This window comes from Lysobacter sp. ESA13C (assembly GCF_019970005.1).
Classification (GTDB): Bacteria; Pseudomonadota; Gammaproteobacteria; order Xanthomonadales; family Xanthomonadaceae; genus Lysobacter; species Lysobacter antibioticus_B.
Genome location: NZ_JAHXYK010000005.1, coordinates 399,635 through 422,559 on the forward strand (window position 1 = coordinate 399,635; position 22,925 = coordinate 422,559).

General features: G+C 67.8%; 20 protein-coding genes. 9 read left to right on the top strand and 11 right to left on the bottom strand.

Annotated elements, in window-relative coordinates; all coding sequences use genetic code 11:
- Position 1: 1 nt before the first annotated feature.
- Positions 2–451, top strand: a complete 450-nt coding sequence (locus LC490_RS13030; protein WP_223620410.1) for a TfoX/Sxy family protein — start codon at positions 2–4, stop codon at positions 449–451.
- Between the two features lie 802 nt (positions 452–1,253).
- Here the strand turns inward: LC490_RS13030 and LC490_RS13035 are convergent.
- A complete protein-coding gene (locus LC490_RS13035) occupies positions 1,254–2,138 on the bottom strand; it encodes a LysR substrate-binding domain-containing protein (protein WP_036149103.1) in 885 nt (294 codons plus the stop codon).
- Between the two features lie 137 nt (positions 2,139–2,275).
- On the opposite strand from LC490_RS13035, the gene LC490_RS13040 reads away from it, so the two are divergent.
- The 3 genes from LC490_RS13040 (at position 2,276) to LC490_RS13050 (ending at position 5,058) form a co-directional block, all read left to right on the top strand.
- Positions 2,276–2,572, top strand: coding sequence for a cupin domain-containing protein (locus tag LC490_RS13040; protein ID WP_223620411.1), 297 nt, complete (start codon positions 2,276–2,278; stop codon positions 2,570–2,572).
- A 285-nt stretch (positions 2,573–2,857) separates the two neighbouring features.
- Entirely contained in the window at positions 2,858–3,796 is a 939-nt protein-coding gene (locus LC490_RS13045; RefSeq protein WP_081931052.1) for a DMT family transporter, read from the top strand.
- Positions 3,797–4,161: 365 nt separating this feature from the next.
- Positions 4,162–5,058, top strand: coding sequence for a cyclase family protein (locus LC490_RS13050; RefSeq protein ID WP_223620412.1), 897 nt, complete (start codon positions 4,162–4,164; stop codon positions 5,056–5,058).
- Positions 5,059–5,132: 74 nt separating this feature from the next.
- Here LC490_RS13050 and LC490_RS13055 read toward each other — a convergent pair whose 3' ends face one another.
- Positions 5,133–6,041, bottom strand: a complete 909-nt coding sequence (locus tag LC490_RS13055; RefSeq protein ID WP_051885168.1) for a LysR family transcriptional regulator — start codon at positions 6,039–6,041, stop codon at positions 5,133–5,135.
- Positions 6,042–6,124: 83 nt separating this feature from the next.
- Here LC490_RS13055 and LC490_RS13060 point away from each other — a divergent pair, with 83 nt between their 5' ends.
- Entirely contained in the window at positions 6,125–6,781 is a 657-nt protein-coding gene (locus LC490_RS13060; RefSeq protein WP_223620413.1) for an NAD(P)-dependent oxidoreductase, read from the top strand.
- A 152-nt stretch (positions 6,782–6,933) separates the two neighbouring features.
- Here LC490_RS13060 and LC490_RS13065 read toward each other — a convergent pair whose 3' ends face one another.
- From LC490_RS13065 to LC490_RS13075, 3 genes are all read right to left on the bottom strand, one after another.
- Positions 6,934–7,896 carry an aldo/keto reductase gene (locus LC490_RS13065; protein WP_223620414.1) on the bottom strand — a complete coding sequence of 321 codons (963 nt, stop codon included), beginning with the start codon at positions 7,894–7,896 and terminating at the stop codon, positions 6,934–6,936.
- A 308-nt stretch (positions 7,897–8,204) separates the two neighbouring features.
- Positions 8,205–9,107 (bottom strand): DUF72 domain-containing protein, encoded by a 903-nt coding sequence (locus tag LC490_RS13070; protein WP_223620415.1) that lies wholly within the window; start codon positions 9,105–9,107, stop codon positions 8,205–8,207.
- Positions 9,104–9,523, bottom strand: a complete 420-nt coding sequence (locus tag LC490_RS13075) for a VOC family protein (RefSeq protein WP_031372885.1) — start codon at positions 9,521–9,523, stop codon at positions 9,104–9,106. The genes LC490_RS13070 and LC490_RS13075 overlap by 4 nt, the downstream gene beginning before the upstream one ends.
- Positions 9,524–9,638: 115 nt before the next feature.
- On the opposite strand from LC490_RS13075, the gene LC490_RS13080 reads away from it, so the two are divergent.
- On the top strand, positions 9,639–9,989 hold the full coding sequence (locus LC490_RS13080) for a GFA family protein (protein WP_223620416.1): 351 nt from the start codon (positions 9,639–9,641) through the stop codon (positions 9,987–9,989).
- Between the two features lie 169 nt (positions 9,990–10,158).
- Here LC490_RS13080 and LC490_RS13085 read toward each other — a convergent pair whose 3' ends face one another.
- From LC490_RS13085 to LC490_RS13100, 4 genes are all read right to left on the bottom strand, one after another.
- Entirely contained in the window at positions 10,159–10,389 is a 231-nt protein-coding gene (locus tag LC490_RS13085; RefSeq protein WP_152566301.1) for a hypothetical protein, read from the bottom strand.
- A gap of 13 nt (positions 10,390–10,402) precedes the next feature.
- Complete coding sequence (locus LC490_RS13090) at positions 10,403–12,754, bottom strand: FdhF/YdeP family oxidoreductase (protein WP_223620417.1); 2,352 nt, start codon at positions 12,752–12,754, stop codon at positions 10,403–10,405.
- Entirely contained in the window at positions 12,751–13,659 is a 909-nt protein-coding gene (fdhD, locus tag LC490_RS13095; protein ID WP_223620418.1) for a formate dehydrogenase accessory sulfurtransferase FdhD, read from the bottom strand. The genes LC490_RS13090 and fdhD overlap by 4 nt, the downstream gene beginning before the upstream one ends.
- Positions 13,660–14,102: 443 nt before the next feature.
- On the bottom strand, positions 14,103–15,944 hold the full coding sequence (locus tag LC490_RS13100) for a DUF885 domain-containing protein (RefSeq protein ID WP_223620419.1): 1,842 nt from the start codon (positions 15,942–15,944) through the stop codon (positions 14,103–14,105).
- 968 nt (positions 15,945–16,912) lie between these two features.
- Here LC490_RS13100 and LC490_RS13105 point away from each other — a divergent pair.
- Positions 16,913–19,564 (top strand): TonB-dependent receptor, encoded by a 2,652-nt coding sequence (locus LC490_RS13105; protein WP_223620420.1) that lies wholly within the window; start codon positions 16,913–16,915, stop codon positions 19,562–19,564.
- A 386-nt stretch (positions 19,565–19,950) separates the two neighbouring features.
- Positions 19,951–20,796 carry a DUF4349 domain-containing protein gene (locus LC490_RS13110; RefSeq protein ID WP_223620421.1) on the top strand — a complete coding sequence of 282 codons (846 nt, stop codon included), beginning with the start codon at positions 19,951–19,953 and terminating at the stop codon, positions 20,794–20,796.
- 62 nt (positions 20,797–20,858) lie between these two features.
- Here the strand turns inward: LC490_RS13110 and LC490_RS13115 are convergent, their stop codons facing one another.
- The gene (locus tag LC490_RS13115) at positions 20,859–21,155 is read right to left on the bottom strand and encodes a hypothetical protein (protein ID WP_031372893.1); all 297 of its coding nucleotides are present in this window, start codon (positions 21,153–21,155) and stop codon (positions 20,859–20,861) included.
- A gap of 148 nt (positions 21,156–21,303) precedes the next feature.
- Here LC490_RS13115 and speG point away from each other — a divergent pair, with 148 nt between their 5' ends.
- Positions 21,304–21,888, top strand: a complete 585-nt coding sequence (gene speG, locus LC490_RS13120; protein ID WP_031372894.1) for a spermidine N1-acetyltransferase — start codon at positions 21,304–21,306, stop codon at positions 21,886–21,888.
- Positions 21,889–21,948: 60 nt separating this feature from the next.
- Here speG and LC490_RS13125 read toward each other — a convergent pair whose 3' ends face one another.
- Positions 21,949–22,902, bottom strand: coding sequence for a peptidylprolyl isomerase (locus LC490_RS13125; RefSeq protein ID WP_223620499.1), 954 nt, complete (start codon positions 22,900–22,902; stop codon positions 21,949–21,951).
- Positions 22,903–22,925 lie beyond the last annotated feature (23 nt).

Here is a 22,925-nt window from a genome sequence, read left to right on the forward strand (position 1 = left end):
CGTGAGCGAGGCCTTCATCGCCCATCTGCGCGATCTGGCGTCCGGCTTCGGCGCCTTGTCGGCGCGCAGCATGTTCGGCGGCCATGGCATCTACCACGATGGCCTGATGATCGCCTTGATCGCCGACGAGGCGGTCTACCTCAAGGTCGACACGCAGACCGCGCCGCGTTTCCGCGCGGCCGGCTGCGAGCCCTTCGTCTACACGCGCCAGCGCAAACCGATCGAGCTGAGTTTCTGGTCGGTACCCGAGTCGGCGATGGATTCGCCGCAGGACATGAAACCGTGGCTGACCCTGGCCTACCAGGCCGCCTTGCGCAAGGCCAATGCCGCGCCGCCGAAGAAGGCGAAGGCGAAGAGGGTCGTAGCGAAGAAGGCTGCGGTGAAGAAAGTCGCGGCGAAGAAAATCACGGTGAAGAAAGCATCACGACGCAAACCCGCCGCGCACGATTGAGCGCAATCCTTTTCGCGACCGCGGGACAGGTAGAAACCGAGCCTGATGCCGCTGATCGAAGCGATTAGCCAATCGGCCCCGCGTACTTTCGCAGCACCCGCCTGCGCGGTCGCGGCTCGCGCCGCTCCTACCCAGGAGCCGCGCAGCAAGGGGTAGGAGCGACGCGAGTCGCGACAGGGGACGGGTCGAACCTCGAATCCGGTGCGACTACTCTAAGCGGCAAACGCGCCAGTGCTTCGTGCTTTCGCTGCGCAGCGCCTTCGCGGTCGCGGCTTGCGCCGCTCCTACCCAGGAGCCGCGCAGCCAGGGGTAGGAGCGACGCGAGTCGCGACAGGGGACGGGTCGAACCTCGCGCCCGGTGCGACTACTCGAAGCGGCAAACACGCCGGTGCTTCGTACTTTCGCTGCGCAGCGTTTTCGCGGTCGCGGCTCGCGCCGCTCCTACCCAGGAGACGCGCAGCAAGGGGTAGGAGCGACGCGAGTCGCGACAGGGGACGGGTCGAAGATCGAGCCCGGTGCGACTACTCGAAGCGGCAAACACGCAGGTGCTTTGTGCTTTCGCAGCGCAGCGTTTTCGTGGTCGCGGCTCGCGCCGCTCCTACCCAGGAGACGCGCAGCAAGGAGTAGGAGCGACGCGAGTCGCGACAGGGGACGGGTCGAACATCGAGCCCGGTGCGACTACTCGAAGCGGCAAACACGCAGGTGCTTCGTGCTTTCGCAGCGCAGCGTTTTCGCGGTCGCGGCTCGCGCCGCTCCTACCCAAAAGGGGTGGCAGCAACGATGCAGGCGATGCCTGCGCGCCTCAATCCTTCTTCACCGCCAACAACCAATCGAGAAAGCTTTGCGCCGCGGGGCGCAGGCGGCGGTGGGCGGGGTAGATCGCGTAATAGCCCCAGCGCGCCGGCATCGACGGGCCGGGCAGGCGCACCAGCTGGCCGGAACGCAGATAGGGCACGGCGATCTGTTCGCGCGCCAGGGCCACGCCGATGCCGTGGGCGGCGGCCATCATGGCGTCGGTGGTGTCGCTGAAGGTGTAGCGCTCTTCGAGCTTGCGGCCGTGCACGTCCGCGGCGCGGAACCAGTCGTGCCAGCCCTGGCGGGCGTGGTCGGCGATCAGCGGCAGGTCGGCGATCTGCGCCGGTTCGGTGATCCGCTCGATGCCGGGCATGTTCGGCGAAGCGACCGGGAACAAGGCGTCGTCCATCAGATGATGCGCGGTCAGCCCGGGCCAATGGCCGGCGCCGTGGCGGATGCCGAGGTCGGGGCCGCCTTCGTCGAATCGCGCCAACGCGATCTCGGTGTCGAGGCTGAGCAATATCTTCGGGTTCGCGCTGGTGAACTCGCTCAGCCGCGGCAGCAGCCAGGTGTAGGCCAGCGAATGCAGGGTGGTGACGCGCACCCGGTCGGTCTCCTCGCGGCTGACCCGCAGGCTGCGCAGCACGCCGTCCATGTCGGCCAGGGCGGTGCCGGCCGAGTCGGCGAGCTGGCGCCCTTGCGGGGTCAGGGCGACGCCGCGCGCATGGCGCTGGAACAGGCTCACGCCGAGCCGGCTTTCGAGCTTGCGCACGTGATGACTGACCGCGCTGGCGGTCAAATGCAGCTCTTCGGCGGCGTGGGCGAAATTCTGATGCCGCGCGGCCGCTTCGAAGGCCGCCAGGGCCGGTAACCAGTCTGCCCGCAATGCCATGATCAGCCTCAAATAATATTTGTGCCTGAGCGCCAAAGTATGCGCTTGTCTTGGCTAGCGGGCCAGTCAAAATAAGCGCCAGGGAAGAGCCAGATTGTTGTCACGACCCGCCGCGACCCACCCGCCAGTGCCTGCGTATGAGCCTTATCGACCTGCTTGCGACCTCCGCCGAACTGCCCGACGCCTGGCGCTCGACCGTGGTCGGACGTTTCGGCGGCGCCAACTTCAAGCTGGTGCGGATGGACGCCGGCGCTTACGAGGAAGAGACGCACGATTTCGCCGAGGGCCTGCTGGTGCTCGACGGCGAGATGCGTCTGAGCATCGGCGGTGCGATCGTCGAAGTCGGGGCCGGGCAGCTCTATGTGGTGCCCGCGGGTGTGGCCCACGGGGTCGCGCCGGGCAGCCGCGGCACGCTGGCGATTCTGGACGTCTGAGCGAGCTGCCGGCGGAGCCGGCGCGGCACTCGATTCGTTATTGATCGGATCGGTTCTTGATTAGATCCGGCTGATCGAATTCGGATATCCGCATCTGGGCCACGTACCGATACTGCGATCGGGCCCTGCGCTCGATGGCGCTTGGCCATGGCCGGCCTCGGTTGTCCGTATCGCGCAACGGCGTCCGTCGCCGCTGCGCCCACCGCGCCGCCGCGAGGCCGGGTGCGGCCGTGTTCCCCCGCAGGCGCCCGCATCGCGCGGCCGCCGTTTTCGAGGACTTAGCGCATGCGTTCCCCCGAACTCGCCGCCAACGTAGCTTGCAACTGCCCCGCAGCCCCGGCTGCCGTGGCCACCCATTCGGACTCCGAGCGCGCCGCCTGGCGCACGCCGCTGGAGCTGACCGTGCTCGGTGCGATCTGGGGTTCGTCGTTCCTGTTCATGCGCGTGGCGGCGAAGGACTTCGGCGCGCTGCCGCTGGTGGAAATGCGGCTGGGCCTCGGCGCGCTGATCCTGTTGCCGTTCCTGTGGAAGGCGCGCGAATCGTTCAAGGGCGCGATCTGGGCCAAGCTCGCCTTGATCGGCGTGATCAATTCGGCGGTGCCGTTCGTGCTGTTCGCCTGGGCCGCGCAACGCGCGCCGGCCGGCATCGGCGCGATCACCAATTCGATGGCGGTGCTGTTCACCGCGCTGGTCGGATTCCTGTTCTTCGGCGAGAAGATCGGCATGCAACGCGCGGTCGCCTTGTTCGCCGGTTTCGCCGGCGTGGTGGTGCTGGCCAGCGGCAAGACCGCCGGCGCGAGCATCGGCTGGGCGGTCGCGGCCGGTTGTACCGCCGCCTTCCTGTACGGCATCGGCGCCAACTTGGTGCGCCGCCAACTTACCGGCTTGCCGGCCGCGGCGGTCGCTGCGGCGACCCTGGGCACTTCGGCGCTGTTGACCCTGCCGTTCGCGATCGCGCAGTGGCCGACCCACGCGATCCCGGCCAAGTCCTGGCTGTCGGCGGCCTTGCTCGGCGTGCTTTGCACCGGCATCGCCTTCGTCATGTACTACCGCCTGATCCAGCGCATCGGCGCCGGCCGCGCGGTTGCGGTGACCTACCTGGTGCCGCTGTTCGGCGTGGCCTGGGGCTGGATGCTGCTCGGCGAGCCGCTGACCGGCACCATGCTGATCGCCGCGCTGTTGATCCTCGGCAGCGTCGCGCTGAGCCAAAGGGCGGCGAAGTAAGCATCGCGCGATGCAGAACGGCCGGCGGATGGGGGCTGCCTCGGAGCCTCGTTTTCGCGAGACTTCATGCGCCTGTCGTAGAACACGGCGATCGGTCGCTACGGGCCTTTCGTCAGTCGCTAGACTCCAAGCCGTCATCCCCGCGAAGGCAGGGGTCGAGAAACTTCAGCGTTCCGTCGCGATAAAGCCCTGGATCCCCGCCTTCGCGGGGATGACGAGCAAGAGCGTCGCAGGGCGCTGCCATGGATGAATCGGTCGCATAAGCCGCCATCGCATCATCCGTTCGCATCACCCATCCATTGCAGCAAATCCTCGTCGCTTCCCCCATCGCAGTCTTCCATCACACCCGCCTCTCGGAGATTCGCTTGAATTCCATCCAGCATCGCGTCCAGTTCGATTTCGAAATCGAGTTCAGCAACGGCGGCGGCCTGCAGGGCCAGGGGTTTCGCCTCGACATCGAGGGCGACGACATCAGCGATGCCGAACTGGTCGACTACATCGTGCGCGACCTGCGCCTGCTGATGGTCGGGCCGGCGCGCATCCTCAACAAGCAAATCCTGATCGAAGCGCACAAGCGCAAGGCCGGCGGCCTGGAGCACGGCGCGACGCGTTATGTCGACCTCAGCCACACCATCGAGGACGGCCTGGTCACCTATCCGGGCATGCCGGCCGCGTACATCTGCGATTACCTCAGCCGCGAGTCCTCGCGCGAGATCTACGCCGAGGGCACGCAATTCCATATCGGCCGCATCGACATGGTCGCCAACACCGGCACCTACATCGACTGCCCCTCGCATCGTTACGAGCACGGCGCCGACCTGTCGCAGATCCGCGTGGAAGACTGCGCCGACCTCGACGCGATCGTGGTGCGTATCGACCCGTCGGTAAAGGCGATCGACGTCGCCTATTTCCGCGACCTGGAACTGCGCGGCCGCGCGGTATTGGTGCACACCGGTTGGGACCGGCACTTCGCCACGCCGGCCTATGCCGACGGCCATCCTTTCCTGACCGAAGACGCGGCGGTGTGGCTGCGCGATTGCGGGGTGAAGCTGGTCGGCATCGACTCGATGAACATCGACGACACCCGCGGCAAGACGCGCCCGGTGCATTCGACCCTGCTCGGCGCCGGCATCCTGATCGTCGAGCACCTGCGCAACCTCGCCGCGCTGCCCGACGAAGGCTTCAGCTTCAGCGCGGTGCCGCCGAAGGTGAAGGGCATGGGCACGTTCCCGGTGCGGGCCTTGGCGAAGATCGTCGGCTAAGGGGCCCGGGCTTCGCTCTCCTTCTCCCGCATGCGGGACAAGGTGCCTGCAGCGCGGATACGGGCACGCGCTCGCTACCGCTGCGATCCCAGATAGTCCTGCAAGGCCGCGATCGCCATGCGCACCTTGGCCGGCTGCGAATCGCGCTGCGCGGTCACCGCGTAGACGCCGAGCGGCGCCATCGTCCATTCCGGCAATACATGCACGGCGCGGCCATCGGCCAACACCGGCGTCGCATCCGGCTCGGGCAGGCGGACGATGCCGAGCCCCTGCAGCATCATCTGCTTGAGGGTCTCGGCGTTGTTGCCGACGATGCGCCCGCCGATCCGCACCCGCCGCGAGGGTTCGCCGTCGCGATGCATCTCGACGTACTCGGGTTGGCTCATCACGCTGAGGATCAGCATCGAGTGGCCGGCGAGTTCCTCCGGCGTGCGCGGCAGGCCGTGGGTCTGCGCATACGCCGGCGAGGCCAGCAGCAGATGCCGCCATTCGGCCATGCGCCGCGCGATCAGGTTGGAGTCGGCGAGCCGGCCGACCCGGATCGCCAGGTCGATGCGCTCGGCGATCAGGTCGATCTGGCGGTCGTCGGCGAAGATCCGCAGCGACAGTTCGGGATAGGCGCGCATCAACGGTGCGAGTGCGGGCGCCAGATGCGCGGCGAAGCCGATCGGCGCGGCGATGCGCAACTCGCCGCGCGGTTCGTCGCGCAGGTCGCCGAGGCGGCCGTCGGCGCTGCGCGCGGCGTGCAGCATCGCTGCGCAGTCTTCGTAATAAGCCTGGCCAATCTCGGTCGTGGTCAGCTTGCGGGTGGAGCGATGCAGCAGGACCACGCCGGTCTCGGCTTCGAGCTGGCGCAGCTGCTGGCTGACCGCCGAGGGGGTCATATCGAGTTCGCGGGCGGCCGCGCTCATCGAGCCCAGTTCGACCACCCGGGCGAACAAGGCCATACGTTTGAGCCGATCTATCGTGAAGTCCAGCTTCATAGTGATAGCGTCCTGGGCCGGATTATCGCGGAGTCTGTAAGTCAGAAAACTATATCCCGTCCAATCCACTACGGGAGTCCCCCATGAACATCGTCCTGATCGGCGCCACCGGTTACGTCGGCCGCGCCCTGCTCCAAGAAGCCCTGCAGCGCGGCCACCGCGTCACCGCGGTCGCCCGCGACACCTCGTCGCTGCAGGCGCACGATGGCCTGACCGCCAAGCCGGCCAGCATCGACGGCGAGGCGACGGCGTCCGCGACCGTGGCCGAACTCAGCCGCGGCCACGACGCGGTGATCTCCTCGTACAACGCCGGCGGCTGGAAGAACCCGAACGTCGGCCGCGACACCGTCGCCGGCTATACCCGGATCGTCGAAGGCCTGAAGCAAGCCGGTGTGCCGCGTCTGCTCGTGGTCGGCGGCGCCGGCAGCCTGGAGATCGCGCCGGGCCAGCAAGTGCTCGACCAGCCCGGCTTCCCGGCCGAGTACCGCGACGGCGCCGAAGCCATGCGCACGGTGCTCAACACGCTGCGCGAGGAGAAGAGCCTGGACTGGAGCTTTCTGTCGCCGGCCGCGCACCTGGTGCCGGGCGAGCGCAGCGGCCGTTACCGCGTCGGCGGCGATCAGTTGCTGGTCGACGAGAAGGGGGAGAGCAACATCTCGGTGCAGGACTATGCTGTCGCGCTGATCGACGAACTGGAGCAGCCGGCGCATTCGCGCAAGCGCTTCACCGTCGCTTACTGATCGTTGCGTGCGATGGGAACGAAGGGCGCGATAGCGGGGCTGTCGCGCTCTTCGTCGTGCACGGTCATTTCAACTGATCGCTACGGCGCGAGTGCCCAACCCTGCGGTCGCGGCTTACGCCGCTCCTACAGGGGCAAGATGGCGACAAGCTGTCAGCCGATCGCCGCGACCAGGGCCTCGCGCTGTTTCGCATCGAGCACAGGGCCGACGCCGGCCTTGAGGTTGTCGGTCTGGTTCTTGGGCTTGGACGTCGCCGGAATCACCACCGTCACCGCCGCTTCGCTGAGGGCGAACTTGAGGAACAACTGCGCCCAGGAATCGGCGCCGACCTCGGACGCCCAGGGCGGCAGCGGTTTGCCCTTGACCTGCGAAAACAAACGGCCGTCCTCGAAGGCGCGGTTGATCATCACCGCGATACCCAACTCGCGCGCGAGCGGAAACACCGTGCGTTCGGCAGCGCGCGAGACCGGCGAATAATTGATCTGGACGAAGTCGGGCTTGAACGCGCGCATGTCTTGCGCGAGTTGCGCCTGCGCTTGTTCGCGGTAATGGGTCAGGCCGACCAGGCGCACCTTGCCTTGCTGCTTCAGTTCGCGCGCAAGCGCGAGCCGGGTGCGGGTGTCGCCCAGGTTGTGCACCTGCAGCAGGTCGATGCGATCGGTGCGCAGGCGCCGCAGCGAGGCTTCGAACTGCGCCAGGCCTTCGTCGCGGCCGCTGACGCCGGACAGCTTGGTGGCGAGGAACAGGCGCTCGCGCAGCTTGGCTTCGGCCACGAGATCGCCGAGCACGTCCTCGGCGCTGGAATAGGTCGGCGCGGTGTCGATGACGCGGGCGCCGGCATCGACGAAACGTTTCAGCACTTCGCGCAGGGGCGCACGCGATGCCGCGTCCGTGCCGACCTCGAAGCTGCCCGAGGTGCCCATGCCGATCACCGGGATGGATTCGCCGGTCGCGGGAATCGTGCGCTTGAGCAGGGTCCCGGAGAACGGCGTTTCGGCCGGTGCTGTTGCCGCCGCGGCGGGCGGCGATTCGTCGCTGCATGCGGCCAGCGGCGCGAGTGCGAGGCCGGTGGCGGCGAGGGAGACGGTGCCGAGGAAATCGCGACGACTGGCCATGGCGGAGGCTCGCTGTGGGATCGGTGCGGTGGTCGCCTGCGTGGCGGGCGACCCTGCGGCGATTGTGGCACTGAATCCTCGCCGGCGAGGCGTTGCGTGACGGGCAGGGAGTCAGCGGGGTGGGTATCGGCGCGATCGGAACGAATGCGGTCGCGGCTTGCGTCGCTCCTACCCTTAAAGCCGCGTTCCAGGGTAGGAGCGGCGTCCGACTGGATTTCCTTCGGTCACAAGCCGCGACCGCGATGTTTCGAAAGCCGGCGCTACGCCCCGTAAGCCGGCGTCGCCGCGACGCGACGCAACGACTGGCCTCAACGTGCCCCGAGCTTCTCCAGCAAACGCATCGCCGCGGCCGGGTTGCGTTCCTTCGCGGCGCTGATGAAATAGACGAAGACTTGGCGCGGCTTGCCGCCCTCGATGGGCGCGGCGACATGCGGCAGCTCGGGGCGATCTCGACCTTGCGCCCAGGCCTGCGCGCGTTGCTTCCAGTCATCCAGCTCGGCCTCGGGATAGCCTGTCGCCACGTCGCTGCGCGAACGCATCAGCCGGGCGTAGACGAAATCGCCGGTCACGTCGGCCAAGGAGGGGTATTCGTCTGAGTCGGTGAATACCGTGGCGATGCGGTGCTCGCGCGCCAGCCGCACATAGGCCTCGTCGAGGAAGCTCGGATGGCGGACTTCCAGTACGTGCTTGAGCGCGCGGCCGTTGAGCGTGCGCGGCAGGTTGTCCAGAAACGCCGCGATGTCGTCGCGGTCGAACACGCGGTTCGGCGTAAGCTGCCACAGGATCGGCCCGAGTCGCTGGCCGAACTCGCTCAAGCCGCCGTCGATGAAGGCCTTGGCGCCGTTGACGGCCTTGGCCAGCGCGCCGCCCTGGGTGATGCGGCCCGGCGCCTTCAGCGAGAACACGAAATGCTCCGGCGTCTCCGCCGCCCACTTGGCATAGGTCGCCGGCTTCTGCGCGCTGTAGTAGGTGCCGTTGATCTCGATGCTGCTGAGCTGGCGGCTGGCGAACTCGAGCTCGCGCCGCTGCACCAGCTTGTCCGGATAGAAGTTGTTGCGCCAGGGCACGAAGGTCCAGCCGCCGATGCCGGCGCGGATACCCTCGACCGGGCCGGGGCCGGCGCCGAAATCGCCGGCCGCGGTCGAAGCCGGGGCGGCGGGAGCGGCGAACAGATCGCCGGGTGCGGAGTCGCTGCTGCGTTTGCGATTCATAGGTTCCACGGGTTGTAGGTGCCGAACCACCACAGTCGGCCTTCGAGGTCGCGGCAGGTGTAGGCGCGTCCACCGTAGTCCTGGTCGGCGATCTCGACCACGATCTCGGCGCCGGCCGCGCGCGCCTGCGCATAGTGCTCGTCGGCGTCGCTGACGACCACCGAGCAGGCCTGAGTCTCGCGCCCGCCGATCTCATCGGGTTGGACGATGCGCCGGCCCCATTCGCTGCTGTCGTCGACCGAGCCGAGCATGATCATGCCCGGCCCGTAGGTCAGCTGGGCATGGTGCACGGTATCGCCGTCGGCGTAGACGGCGTGTTTCTCGAAACCGAACGCGCGGCACAGCCATTCGATCGCGGCGGGCGCGTTGCGGTAACGCAGGGACGGGATGATGGTGCTGCCGACGATCGAGTCCATGAGGCGCTCCGTTGGCGTGTTGGCGGCGCGGGGTGTCGGATTTAGGGCGACGAGCATAGCGCGGCGGCGTTATCCTCGTGTCTTCACGGACGCCGCACCGCGGCGGGAGCATGCGATGACCAAGTATTCCGGCGGCTGCCACTGCGGCAAGGTCGCTTACGAAGTGGAAGGCGAGATCGACCAGGCCATCGATTGCAATTGTTCGATGTGCCAGCGGCGCGGCGGGCTGTTGTGGTTCGTGCCGCGGACCTCGTTCGTGTTGAAGACCGATCCGGCCGATCTGGGCCTGTATCACTTCAACAAGAACAGCATCGATCATCATTTCTGCAAGCACTGCGGCATTTCCTCCTTCAGCCAGGGCAGCATGCCCGACGGTACGCTGATGACGGCGATCAACGTGCGTTGCCTGGAAGGGGTCGATCTGGCCTCGGTCAAAGTCGTGCCGGTGGACGGGCGCAGTTTTTGAGTCGAGGCCGGCGTTGCGTGAGCGACGCCGTAGCGGATGGTTCGTGGTCGCGGCTTGCGCCGCTCCTAGCCCAGTCGCTTTAGGGTAGGAGCGGCGCAAGCCGCGACCGCGTCAAGGCACCAACGACGTAGCCCGCATTGCCAGGGCTATCTCGAAACACCCATGCGCTCTAATCGCGCTTCTCGCTGTCGCCCATCCGCAGCCGTTCGCGCCCGCGCTCGGTCAACACCGCGACTTGGGTTTCGCCGCGCGTCTCTACCCGCACCCAACCCGGGCCGGTGTGGCCGCCGATGGCGTCTTCGCCGATCCACGCCAACTCGCGCAGCAACACGCTCATGCGCAGGCCCAGGCGCTTGCACAGGCGCGGCAGAGACACGCCGTCGGCTTCGCCGGCCAGCATCCCCAGCAGGGCCTCAGTCGACTCGGACAAGGCCGATGTCCTTGGACGCTTGCAGGCCTTGCGCCGCTTGCGCCAGGTGCGGATGCACGAGCACCGGGATCGATTTCGAGGTCGGGGTGCGCGCCTCGTCGGCGAAGCTCGACAGCGGCACCAGCGCATTGGTCTCGGGGTAGTAGGCGGCCAGGCAGCCGCGCGGGATGTTGTATTCGACCAACAGGAAGCGCCGGGCGATGCGTTCGACGCCGTCCTCGCACAGGCTTTCCAGGTCGACCCAGTCGCCGGCGTTCATGCCCAGGGCGGCGATGTCGTCGCGATGGATGAACAACACCCGGCGTTCGCCGAACACGCCGCGGTAGCGGTCGTTCATGCCGTAGATGGTGGTGTTGTACTGGTCGTGCGAGCGGGTCGTCGCCAGGGTGAACACTGGTTGCTGTTGGCTGGCGCGTGCGCGGTGCACCGGCAGGTCGGTCGGCACCGCATGGGTCTTGAACAGCGCCTTGCCCTCGGCATTGAGCCAGCGCCGTTCGGCCGCGGCATTGGGCAGGTGGAAACCGCCGGGTACGCGCACGCGCCGGTTGAAATCGTGGAAGTCTTCGAACACCTCGGCGATCTTGTCGCGGATGCGGTCGTAGTCGCCGACCAGCCACAGCCACGGTACTTTGCTGCGGGCGCCGAGGGTGGCCGCGGCGAGACGCGCGACGATCGCCGGTTCCGACAACAGGGTCGGTGCGGCCGGCGCGTTGATGCCGGCCGACAGGTGGACCATGCTCATCGAATCCTCGACGGTGACGCCTTGCGCGCCGCTGTCCTGGATGTCGATCTCGGTGCGGCCGAGGCAGGGCAGAATGTAGGCGTCGCGGCCGTGCACGAGGTGGCTGCGATTGAGCTTGGTGGTGACGTGCACGGTGAGGTCGCAACGGCGCAGGGCGCGATGCGTGGCCTCGGTGTCGGGCGTGGCGGTGGCGAAGTTGCCGCCCAGGCCGAAGAAGGTCTTGCAGCGGCCGTCGAGCATGGCCTCGATCGCGCCGACCGTGTCGTGGCCGTGTTCGCGCGGCGGCTCGAAACCGAACACTTCGTGCAGGCGGTCGAGAAAGGCCGGCGACGGCTTTTCGTAGATGCCCATGGTGCGGTCGCCCTGCACGTTGCTGTGGCCGCGCACCGGGCAGGGCCCGGCGCCGGGGCGGCCGATGTTGCCGCGCAACAGCAGCAGATTGCCCAGCATGTGGATGGTCGCGACCGAATGCTTGTGTTGGGTGATGCCCATGCCCCAGCAGCAGATCACGCTGCCTGCGCGGATATAGATATCGCCGGCGCGTTCGAGTTCGGCGCGGCTGAGGCCGGACTCGGCCTCGATGGTGTCCCAGGATTCGGCGGCGACGTCGGCGGCGAAACGCTCGAAGCCGCGGGTGTGCTCGGCGATGAAAGCGATGTCGACGGCTCTTTCGCGGCCTTCGCGCTGCGCCTGGGCATCGGCTTCGAGGGTGCGCTTGATGATGCCCTTGACCGCGGCCAGGTCGCCGCCGATGCGCAACTGGAAATAATCCGAGGAGATCCGGGTCGAACCGTTGTGCAGCATCTCCAGCTTGTCCTGCGGGTCGGCGAACTTCTCCAGGCCGCGTTCGCGCAGGGGATTGAACGAGACGATCGCGGCGCCGCGCTTGGCCGCCTTGCGCAGCTCGCCGAGCATGCGCGGATGGTTGGTGCCCGGGTTCTGGCCGAAGATGAAGATCGCATCGGCGATCTCGAAATCGTCGAGCAGCACGGTGCCTTTGCCGACGCCGAGCTGGGCCTTCATCGCCGTGCCCGAGGGTTCGTGGCACATGTTGGAGCAGTCGGGGAAGTTGTTGGTGCCGAACTCGCGCACGAACAACTGATACAGGAAGGCGGCTTCGTTGCTGCAACGCCCGGAGGTGTAGAACAAGGCCTGGTTCGGCGAATCCAGGGCGTTTAGATGCGCGCCGATGCGGGCGAAGGCTTCGTCCCAGCCGATCGGCAGATAGCGGTCGCTGGCCGCGTCCCAGCGCATCGGATGGGTCAGGCGGCCCTGGTTTTCGAGCCAATGGTCGCTGTAGCGTGCGAGCTCGGCGACTGTGTATTGGGCGAAAAGCTCCGGTGTCGCGCGATGCCTGGTCGCTTCGGCGGCCACCGCCTTGGCGCCGTTCTCGCAGAACTCGAAGGTCGAGGTGTGGTCGCGGTCGGGCCAGGCGCAGCCGGGGCAGTCGAAGCCGTCGGGCTGGTTGGCCGAGAGCAGGGTGCGCGCGCCGTGCACCGGTACGTCCTGTTCGAGCAGGTGCCGGGCGACGCTGCGCAAGGCGCCCCAGCCGCCGGCGGGGCCGTCGTAGGGGCGGATGGTTTTCTTGCTCATGAGTTCGCTTCCATTGCGTCGTCGTCGCCGTCTTCGCCGGCGTGCGGGCCGTCGTCGAGCAGGCGCTGCGGGTGGGTGTAGACCGCGTGCCCGTCGTCGCGGGCGAAGCCGATCAGGGTGAGGTGGGCCGAGTCGGCCAGCGCGATCGCCAGCGCGGTCGGCGCCGAGATCGCGGCCAACAGCGGGATACCGGCTTGCGCGGCCTTCATCGCCATCTCGAAACTGGCGCGGCTGGTGACGACGGCGAAACCCTGCAAGGGGTCGAGGCCGGCGGCGACCAAGGCGCCGATCAATTTGTCGAGGGCGTTGTGGCGGCCGACGTCTTCGCGCACGAACAGAACGCGCCCGTCGCGATCGGCCCAGCCTGCGGCATGGGTGGCGCCGGTCAAAGCGTTCAAGGGCTGGCGTTCGCGCAGTTCGCGCAAGGCGCGGTGCAAGGCCCCGACGCGGATCGGCTTGCTGTCGCGCAGACGCGGCGGCGGCCGTAGCACCGCTTCGATGCTCTCGGTGCCGCACACGCCGCAGCCGCTGCGGCCCTGCAGGTTGCGCCGGCGTTGTTCGAGCGCGGCGACGCGGGCCTCGGGAATGGACAGCTGCAGGGTGATGCCTTCGAGCGAGGTCGCGATCTCCCCGACTCGCAGTTCGTCGGCGCCGGCGACGATGCCTTCGCTGAGCGAGAAGCCCAGGGCGAAATCGGCGAGGTCCTCGGGCGTGGCCATCATCACCGCGAACGGCGTGCCGTTGTAGACCAGTGCGACCGGCACTTCGGCGGCGATCGCATCCACGGTGTCGTCGACGCGCGCGCCACGGCGGCGGCGCACCGGGCGCGACACTGCGCCGGCGCGTGCCGGGTCGGGCGTCGCCGATGGCGGGCTTGCCGACGCCACGGCGCTGTCACTGGACATGAGACCTCTCCGATTACGAAGGTTGTTGCCTGGGCTCTGCGCCACTATGCGCTTTGCACCACTATGCGCTCCGGGACATAAAGCAAGGGTCAATCCGGAAGCGTGAGCGAGGCTATCCCAGGCCGGTGGCGAGGTATATCACCGGTCGACCGGTTCTCGCCTTTGCCTGCCGCGATCCGGGAACGGGAATGGGGACGGGGACGAGGCCGGGGCGACGCGGCCGGCCGTGGTTTAGTCGCTGCCGAGGCGGCGTGGTCGCGGCTCGCGCCGCTCCTACCCAAGAGCCGCGCAGCAGGAGTAGGAGCGGCGCAAGCCGCGACCGCGGGCGATCAGCGGCGGCGTTACTCCGGTTGGCCGCGTGCGCGATAGGCCAGGCGGAAGAACGCACTCCAACAAAAAAACCGCCATGCGGCGGGCTTTTCGTCGTTCCTGCGAACCGGGGTTCAGAGAATCGGTTCGTCCAGCATCAGCTCGCGCACGAACCGCACCGGCGGTGCGCCGTAGGACAGCACCTGGTCGTGGTAGGTCTTGGCGTCGAACTTCGGTCCGAGCTTGGCTTCCACGGCCTTACGCATGTCGAAGTGTTCCTGCGCGCCGACGAAATAGGTCGGCAGCTGCGCCGAGGTCAGCTGGGCGCGGACCCATTTGCCGGCGGCTTCGCGTTCCTGCTGGAAGGTCTGCTGGGTCATGAACTGCATCGCCTGCTCGCGGCTCCAGTCTTCGACCTGCACGCCCTGGTCGAGGATCGCGTTGCCGATGCTGCGCAGGTAGAACTTGAGCTGGACCAGGCGGAACAGCGGGTCGTTGTCGAGATAGCCGGCGTCGGCCATGACGTCCTCGGTATAGACCGCCCAGCCTTCGGCGAACACGCCCGAACGCAGCACCGCGCGCAGGGTCGACGGCGCCTTGGCCGAATGCGCGCCTTCCAGGTAGTGGCCCGGCATCGCTTCGTGGATCGACAGCAGATGCACCATGCGCGTGTTGTATTCGCGCAGGAAGGAGTCGACCTGGGCATCGCTCCACTCGTCCGGAATCGGCGAGATCGCGTAGTAGGTGTCCAGGCCCTTGTCGAGCGGGCCCGGCGAGTCGCAGTAGGCCAGCGCCACGCCGCGCTGGAACTCCGGCATCAGGATGATCTTGACCGGCGCGTCGGGCACGGTCACCAGGTTCTTGGCGCGGGTGAAGGTCGTCGCTTCTTCGAGCGTCTGCTTGGCGAAGTCGACGACCTTGTCGCGCGCCGGCTTGTCGGCATAGGCCAACTCGAGCGCGGCCTCGATCGCCTTCTGCTGCTGTTCCGGCTTCGGCTTGTCCGGCAGTTCCGGTGCGCCGGGCTTACCCTTGAGTTCCTTCTGCGCGATCGCGTACATCTCTGCGCGCACGCGGGCCAGTTCGGATTGCGCGCGCTGCATGATCTCGGCGCGCGACAAAGAGGAGTTGAGCGAGAACTTCAGCTTTTCGTCGTACAGGGTCTGGCCGATGCGGAAATTGCCCTTGGCGTTCGGCACCAGGGTCTTGTCGAGCCATTCCTGTTGCTCGGCGACGGCCTTGCGCAAGCCGGCGACGGCGGCGTCCAGGCGCTTGCGCTCGGCGCCCTTGACCTGGCCGGCGTTGGGCACGATGAAGGTGTCGATCAGGCTGAGCACGCCGGCGTTCTGCTTGGCGACGGTCTCGGCGTGGATCTTCGGCACTCGCGCCGGGTCGAGGTTGGCGCGGGCCTGGGCGAAGATCGAGGGGATCTTCTCCATGCGCGCGGTCGCCGACTTCAGGCGCTGCGGCATCGGCGCGAATTCGCGCGCCATCAGGTTGTAGATCGCGTCGCCGGCCAGGCCGCTGTAGACCATCGGGTCCCAGGCCCAGTTCTGCAGGGTTTCGATCGACCACACTTCCGAACGCAGGCGGTTGCGCAGGATCGCCGCATCGACCTGGTTCTCGCGCGACAAGCGGGTGGCGTCGACGGCGTCGAGTTCGGCCAGCAGCTTGCGGTTGAAGTCGAGCTGGCGCTGGCGGCCGGCGGTGCTGAGGTCGTCGATCGCGCCATCGAAACGGTGGTCGCCGATCTGGGTGGCGCTGACCGGGTTGATCTGCATGACGCCGTCGAGCCAGCGCTTGGACAAGGCGGCGAAGGCGGCGTCGACGGCCGGGTCGGAGCTCGCTGCGGGCGCGGCGGCGGTCTTGGCCACTGCGGTGGGCGCGGCGGTTTCGTGCGGCCCGCAGGCCGACAAGGCGAGGGCCAACAGGGCCGGAGTGAGGACGAAAGAGAGCTGCGAGGGACGCAACAGGCGCATATCCGATCTCGGTCGAGGGGGGCGGCCGGGCCGCAATGCGCGGAGGATATGCGAAGGCGATGGGGTGCGCATGGGTCATAGGTCCGGGCGGGGAACGGACTCGCCGGCCGATATGCGGGAAGGTGCCGCGGCCAGCCGCCGGCCGCGTGCCACAACCGAATGCGACTTTTCCGATCCTGTCCTCTGCGCAACGGCCGTGTCCGGCGTCGGATTTCGCGGTTTCCGCGGGCGCTTGCGACATAACCATCGGCAATGCGCTCATGCGCCCCGCGGCATGAGGCGACCTGAATAATGAACACCGGGCCGCACTGGCGCGATCGCGTGCAAGCCTTGGCCTGCGGGGCTTGCGTGCGATTCGCCCGATTCGCCGGCGCATTGCCCGGTTCAGGATCGCGGCGGCCCATGGCGGCGAAGCCGGCGAGTCGGCCGTCCGCGTCGATTGACGTCGCTTTATCGCGATGCAACATATCTCTCGTCGCCGGCCTCGGCGGCCCTTTCTCCGCTGCCGAAGACCTCACCGTGAATCCTGCAGGACCGACGAAACCCCATGCCGCATCGCGCCGTTCCATGCGCGCCTGCCGCTGTCGCGAGTGTTGCCGCTGAATCGCGCATCGCTTCGTCTCCGTCCGTCCGCTCGCTCTTCACGTTCGTCTTTGCCGCCATGTCCGCTTCGACCCTGAAATCTCCGCTCGCGACCATGTTCGCTTCGCTGCAGCTCCGGGCCATCGCGCGAATGCCGATGCGCTGTCGCTGTAGCCGGCAGGTGATGCCCGCGACGGGTTGATCCTGCCAGCAAGGTTTTTCGCCCGTCCCGGATCGGTACGCGGCTGCACGGTAACGCCGTCCCGCGATTCCCTCTCCCTCGTGACCGCACTGCGCTTGCGCAGCGCCGGCGGCTGCGTGCCGTTCCGGGCGGGCGTTCTTTCGTCTCTTCGTTTTCCCCTTCGACTCGTACCCAGGAACTCCCCATGTCTTTCGCTCAGGTTTCATCCCGCTCCGGCGTGCGCTACCGACGCCTCACGCTCGCTCTGTCCATCGCCCTGGCCGCGCCGCTGGCGCAGGCCGACGACGCCACCGCCGCAGCCGATGCCGCGGCCGGCGTCACCCTCGACGCGGTCCAGGTGACCGGCACGAACCTCAAGCGCAGCGACGAGGCCGGGGTCAACCCGGTGCTGGTGATCGATCGCGCGCAGATCGAGAAGAGCGGCAAGGTCACCGTGTCCGACTTGCTGCGCAGCCTGACCGTCAACAGCGGCAACAGCTTCAACGAGCAGTACACCGGCAGCTTCGCCAACGGCTCGGCCGGCGTGTCGCTGCGCGGCCTCAGCCAGAAGAACACCCTGGTGCTGGTCAACGGTTATCGCGTGGCCTCGTATGGTTTCGCCCAGAACACCCAGGACAATTTCGTCGACCTCAACGCCTTGCCGTTGGGCGCGATCGAGCGCGTGGAAATCCTCAAGGACGGCGCGTCGGCGCTGTACGGTTCCGATGCGATCGCCGGCGTGGTCAACCTGATCCTGCGCCGCAAGATCGAAGGCCTGGAAGTCGATGCGGCCTATGGCGCGGCGACCGAGGGCGGCATCGATCAGAGCAGCCTCGGCCTGCGCGCCGGCCACGGCGATTCGGCCAAGGACGGCTACAGTCTGCGTTTCAGCCTGGACGTGTTCAAGCGCGGCCGTCTCGACGCCGACGAGCGCGACCTGACCCGCGACGGCGATTATCGCGACCAGCCCGGCGGACGCCTCGCCGGTTGGTCGACCCAGGGCGGCGCCTACTTGTCCAACCCGCGCGCGCCGGTGGCATTCGCGTGCCAGCCGGGCACCCAGTCGCGGCCCTACGCCGACTTCGGCAGCCCGCTGCCGGGCAACGCCTGCGCATTCAACACCCAGCCGTTCCGCACCCTGGTACCGGACGTCGAGCGTTACCAGGCGCTGGTCGCCGGCGACGTGTGGTTCAACGATTCGCTGCAGGGCTTCGCCGAGATCCTCTACAGCACCAGCCACAACGGCACCTATTTCAGCGCGCCGATGTCGGTCGGCGCCGGCCTGCGCGCGTACGACCGCGGCACCGGCCGCCTGGTCGACATCCCGGCGGTGTTGCCGGTCGGGCATCCGAACAATCCCAATGCGGTGCCGACCCCGTTCGAGTATTCCTTCCTCGACCTCGGCGCGCGCTACAAGATCAACAAGTCGCAGTTCCAGCGTTCCCTGGTCGGTTTGCGCGGCCACGGCGAGACCTGGGACTGGGAAGTCGCTGCCAGCCATTCGGAAAGCCGCCAGCGCGAGTACGTGCGCAACTTCCTCAATCGCTACGCGTTCGAACAGACCCTGGCCAGCGGCAGTTACGACTTCCTCAACCCCTCGCGCACGCCGGGCGCGCTCGATGCGCTGCGCCTGTCGACGCGGCGCCCGGGCACCTATCGCCTGAGCACGGTCAGCGGCAAGATCTCCGGCTTCCCCTGGCAGTGGCGCGCGGGCGACGTCGGCGTCGCCGCGGGCGTGGAGTTCCGCGACGAGGCCCAGGATGCACGCACCAGCCCACAGGTGCTGTCGGGCACCGAGCTGCGTCCGGCGATCAATCTGATCGACGGCAGCCGCCGCGTGTCGGCGGCGTTCTTCGAACTCAGCCTCAAGCCCTGGCAGCAGGTCGAAGTGCAGTTGGCCGGCCGCGGCGACCACTACGACGACTTCGGCAGCGCGTTTTCGCCCAAGCTCGGCATCCGCTGGCAGGCCAGCGACGATTGGCTGTTGCGCTTGAACGCGTCGCGCGGTTTCCGCGCGCCGTCGTTGCCGGAGATCGCGCAGAGCACCACGATCAGCTATGGCAGCGTGATCGACCCTTACGACCCGGTGCAGCCGGGCTCCTCGCGCGGCGTGACGATTCTTCGCGCCGGCAACCCCGAGCTCAAGGCCGAGCGTTCCAGCAACATCAACCTCGGCGTGTTGTGGGCGCCGGACGCCGACACCAGCCTCGGCGTGGATCTGTACCGGATCCGCCAGGACGACCTGATCGCGCCGGACAACGTCCAGTTCGTGGTCTCCAACCCGCAGACCAATCCCGGTCGGGTTACCCGCGATGCGCAGGGTCGTCTGCAACTGGTCGAAAACCGCTACGCCAACCAGGGCACGCTGACCACGACCGGCTTCGACATCGAAGGCCGCAAGGTCTGGCATGCCGGCGAGGCCGACTGGACCCTCGACGGCACCTGGACCCGCCTGCTGAGCTACGAGCAGCCGCAAGTCGCCGGTCAGAGCGCACTGGAAGGCGCAGGCGGCAACCGCTTCGGCGCGCTGCCGAAGTGGCGCGGCATCACTTCGCTGGCGTACGGCCGCGGCGACTGGAACGCGCAGCTGTCGTGGCGCTATATCGGTGGTTACCGGCAGCAGGTCGTCGATGCGCGCAGCAACCCGGGCCTGGACGCCAAGGTCGACGACCATCACCAGTTCGATCTCTACCTGGGCTACGAAGGCCTGCGCGACACCACGCTGTATTTGTCGGTGCAGAACCTCGCCGACAAGGACCCGCCGTTCGATCCGGCCGGCGGCGCGCTGCCCTACGACATCAGCCAGTACGACGCCTTGGGCCGGTTCGTCACGGTGGGGTTCAAGCACAAGTTCTGATTGCGCGATCCCATGCACGACTCTGAAGTCTCTGGATCCCCGCTTTCGCGGGGATGACGGCTCATACGAGGGCGGCGCAGCCTACCTACCGTCGTTCCCGCGTAGGCGGGCTCCGCTTTACTTCGGCGGAGCCGAACACCCAGGGCTTTACCGAGGCATCGCTCTGAAGTCTCTGGATCCCCGCCTGCGCGGGGGTGACGGTCAGGGGGAGACGTCGCGAAATCTACCTGAGGTCTCGGCCGTATCTCCGATTTGCTCAACCCCGATCAGGGCAGTGCGACGTTAGCCATTACGACCACGGCGCCCAGCGGAAACCCGCTGCGCGCCCGGCCGCGATGGCATAGTGCGCGGGCCGAACGGATCACGGACAACAGGGAGAACGGATCATGGCGTATGGATTGGCGAAGCGGCTGCTGGCCGCGACGTTGGCGGTGGGGCTGCTCGGCGCGTGCAGCAAGCACAACGCCGCGACGATGGAGGAGTCGGCCGCGGTGCCGATGGCCGACCTCAGCAAGCCCGATGCCGGCGGTTCGGCGCCGTCGCCGGGCAAGGCCGACCTCGGCGTGCTGCTGGCTTACGAACATCGGGTGCAGGTGCGCCTGCCCGGCGAGCGCATCGCGACCCAGATGCAGGCGGTGCGGGCCGCTTGCGATTTGGGCAAGTTCGGCGCCTGCGCGGTATTGGACATGAGCCAGAGCGGCGGCGATTTCCCCAGCGCGATGCTGCAGCTGCGGGTCGTGCCGGCGGGGGTCGAGCCGCTGGTGGCGCTGGCCGGCAAGGGCGAGGAAATCTCCGACCGCAGCATCCAGGCCGACGACCTGGCCACGGCGGTGCGCGACAACGCCATGCTGCGCGACCGGCTGCAGAGGGAACATGCGCGCCTGTTGGAATTCCAGCAGCGCCAGGACCTCAAGATCGCCGACGTGCTGACCCTGTCGAACCGCATCGCCGAGCTCGAAGCGCAGCTGCAGGGCGCGCAGCAGGAAGCGGCGCAGCAGCAGCGGCGGATCTCGACCCAACTGGTTACCTTCGATTTCGAAACCACCCGCAGCCAAGCCAGCCGCAGCGAGATCGGCGAAGCCTTCCGCGATTTCGGCGGCATCGTGGCGGCGGTGATCGCGTTCCTGATCCGCGCCTTCGCGGTGTTGTTGCCGCTGCTGGCGGTGTTGCTGCCGCTGGTGTGGCTGATCCGCCGCACGCTGCGCAATCGCCGCAAGGCCCGAGGCGGCTGATAGCGGCGCGCGCCGCCGGCCTGCGGACCGGCGCTGCGCCCGTTACGGGCGCAGGCGCCGGCTCAGCGTTCTTCGTCGGTTTCGAACTCGACCAGCACGTCCAGGTCGAAGGCCAGCGCTTCCACCGCTTCGCGGACCTTGTTCGCGGTGGAGGCGTTGGGCGCGTCGACTTCAAGTTCGTGCACGCCGGGGCCGGCATCGTCGGGCAGGCCGGCGGAACTGGAATCGGAGTCGTCCATGTGCGGCATCAGGTCGGCGACTTCCTCGACGTGTTCGATGCCTTCCAGGCTCGACAGCAGGTTGCCGATGGCGCGCGCGTCGTTCTCGTTGCCGGTGATGCGCAGTCTGAGCAGGGGCATGGCGGAACCTTCGCGCAGTGGGGAGTCCGCAGGCTAGGCAGCCGACGGCTAAGGCGATGTGAAGCGATGCCGCCGGCTCGCCCATTGCGATGCGCAACGTGGGTAAAACGTCACACCGGCTGCATGCCGGTGGAGTAGGGTAACGGCCATGAATACGACCTCCGCCGACGAGCACCCCGCGCCGAGCGTCACCCTGCGTCCGCTGGAGCGCGGCGACCTGCATTTCGTCCACGTGCTCAACAACAACCGCAGCGTGATGGGTTATTGGTTCGAGGAGCCCTACGAGTCCTTCGTCGAACTCGAAGAGCTGTACCGCAAGCATATCCACGACCAGTCCGAGCGCCGCTTCATCGTCCAGGACAGTTCGCAAGAGCGGGTCGGGTTGGTCGAACTGGTCGAGATCGACCACCTGCACCGGCGCGCCGAGTTCCTGATCATGATCTCGCCGGAACAGCAGCGCCGCGGTTACGCTCGCGCGGCCACCGACATGGCGATCAACTACGCTTTCCGCGTACTCAATCTATACAAGCTCTATCTGCTGGTCGACGTCGACAATTCGCGCGCCATCTCGATCTACGAGCAGGCCGGGTTCCAGCGCGAAGGCGTGTTGATCGACGAGTTCTTCAGCGACGGCCGCTACCACGACGTGGTGCGGATGTGCCTGTTCCAGCCGCAGGCGCTGGAGCGCGGCGCCAGCGCCAAGCCGCTGTCGCGCGGGCCGGAACGGGATTGAGTCCGGCGCCGAACGGCGCCGGATCTTGCGGAAGCCGACGCCGTGCGCGCGGCGCTGGGCTCAGCGCTTCTTGCCCTTGCCCTTCGCCTTGGACGGCTGCGCCGCGGACTGCGCGGTCTGCTCGCGCACCGGCAGCGGCACGTTGCAGATGTTGACGTGGCCGGCCGGCTGCTTGTACCACTCGTCGCGGCGATTGCGGCGCGATTCGACCAGTTCGGCGAACAGCGGTGTGTCGGTGCGCAGCACTTCCAGGTTGGCGCGTTCGGCCTTCGGCACGTCGGCGGCCAGGCGGATCGCGCGGATCGGCGTGCGCTCGACCGGGGTCTCGTAGAAGCCGAGGTTGCCGGTACCGCGCGGCAGCGACGACAGCAGCTCGATGCCCTTGACCACGCGCCCGACCGTGGTGATGTTGCGGTCGAGGTGGCGCGGCGATTGCCCGGTCACCACGTACAGCTCGGTGCCGTTGCTGGAATCGGCGGCCATGTCGCGGCCGGCGCCGACGGTGCCGTAGCAATGGGCGAGCCAGCTCGAACCGGTGGCCGAATCGCGTGCGGCCGGGAAGCCGGCGACGAAGCCGGCCTCGGCCGCCCAGCCGTCGGCGTCGGGCAGCACGGTCATCGCCAGACCCTGGCTCTTGCGGGCGAATTCGGCCGGCAGCTTCGCCTTGACCCCGCGGCCGTAAGGCTTGCGCTGGGCCGCGTCCTCGGCGTTCGCATCGCCCCATTGCACGACGTAGTTGTCCTGCGAGCGGTTGATGCTGAGGCCGTTCCAGTACTGATTGGTGGCCAGGGCGCGGATGTTGGCGACGTGCGCCGGCGCGAACTGCGGCGCCAGCTCGATCACCACGCGGCCGCGCGGCAGTTCGACGTACAAGGTGTTCTTCGGGTCCAGCGCGCGCCAGTCGGCGGGCTGGCTGGCGTCGAGGATCTCCTGCATCGGGCGCGCCGGCGTCTGCGCTGCTGCAGTCTGCAGCACGGCGACGGTCAACAGGCTCAGCAGGGCGGTTTGCGGCATCGAACGCATCGGGCGATCTCCTG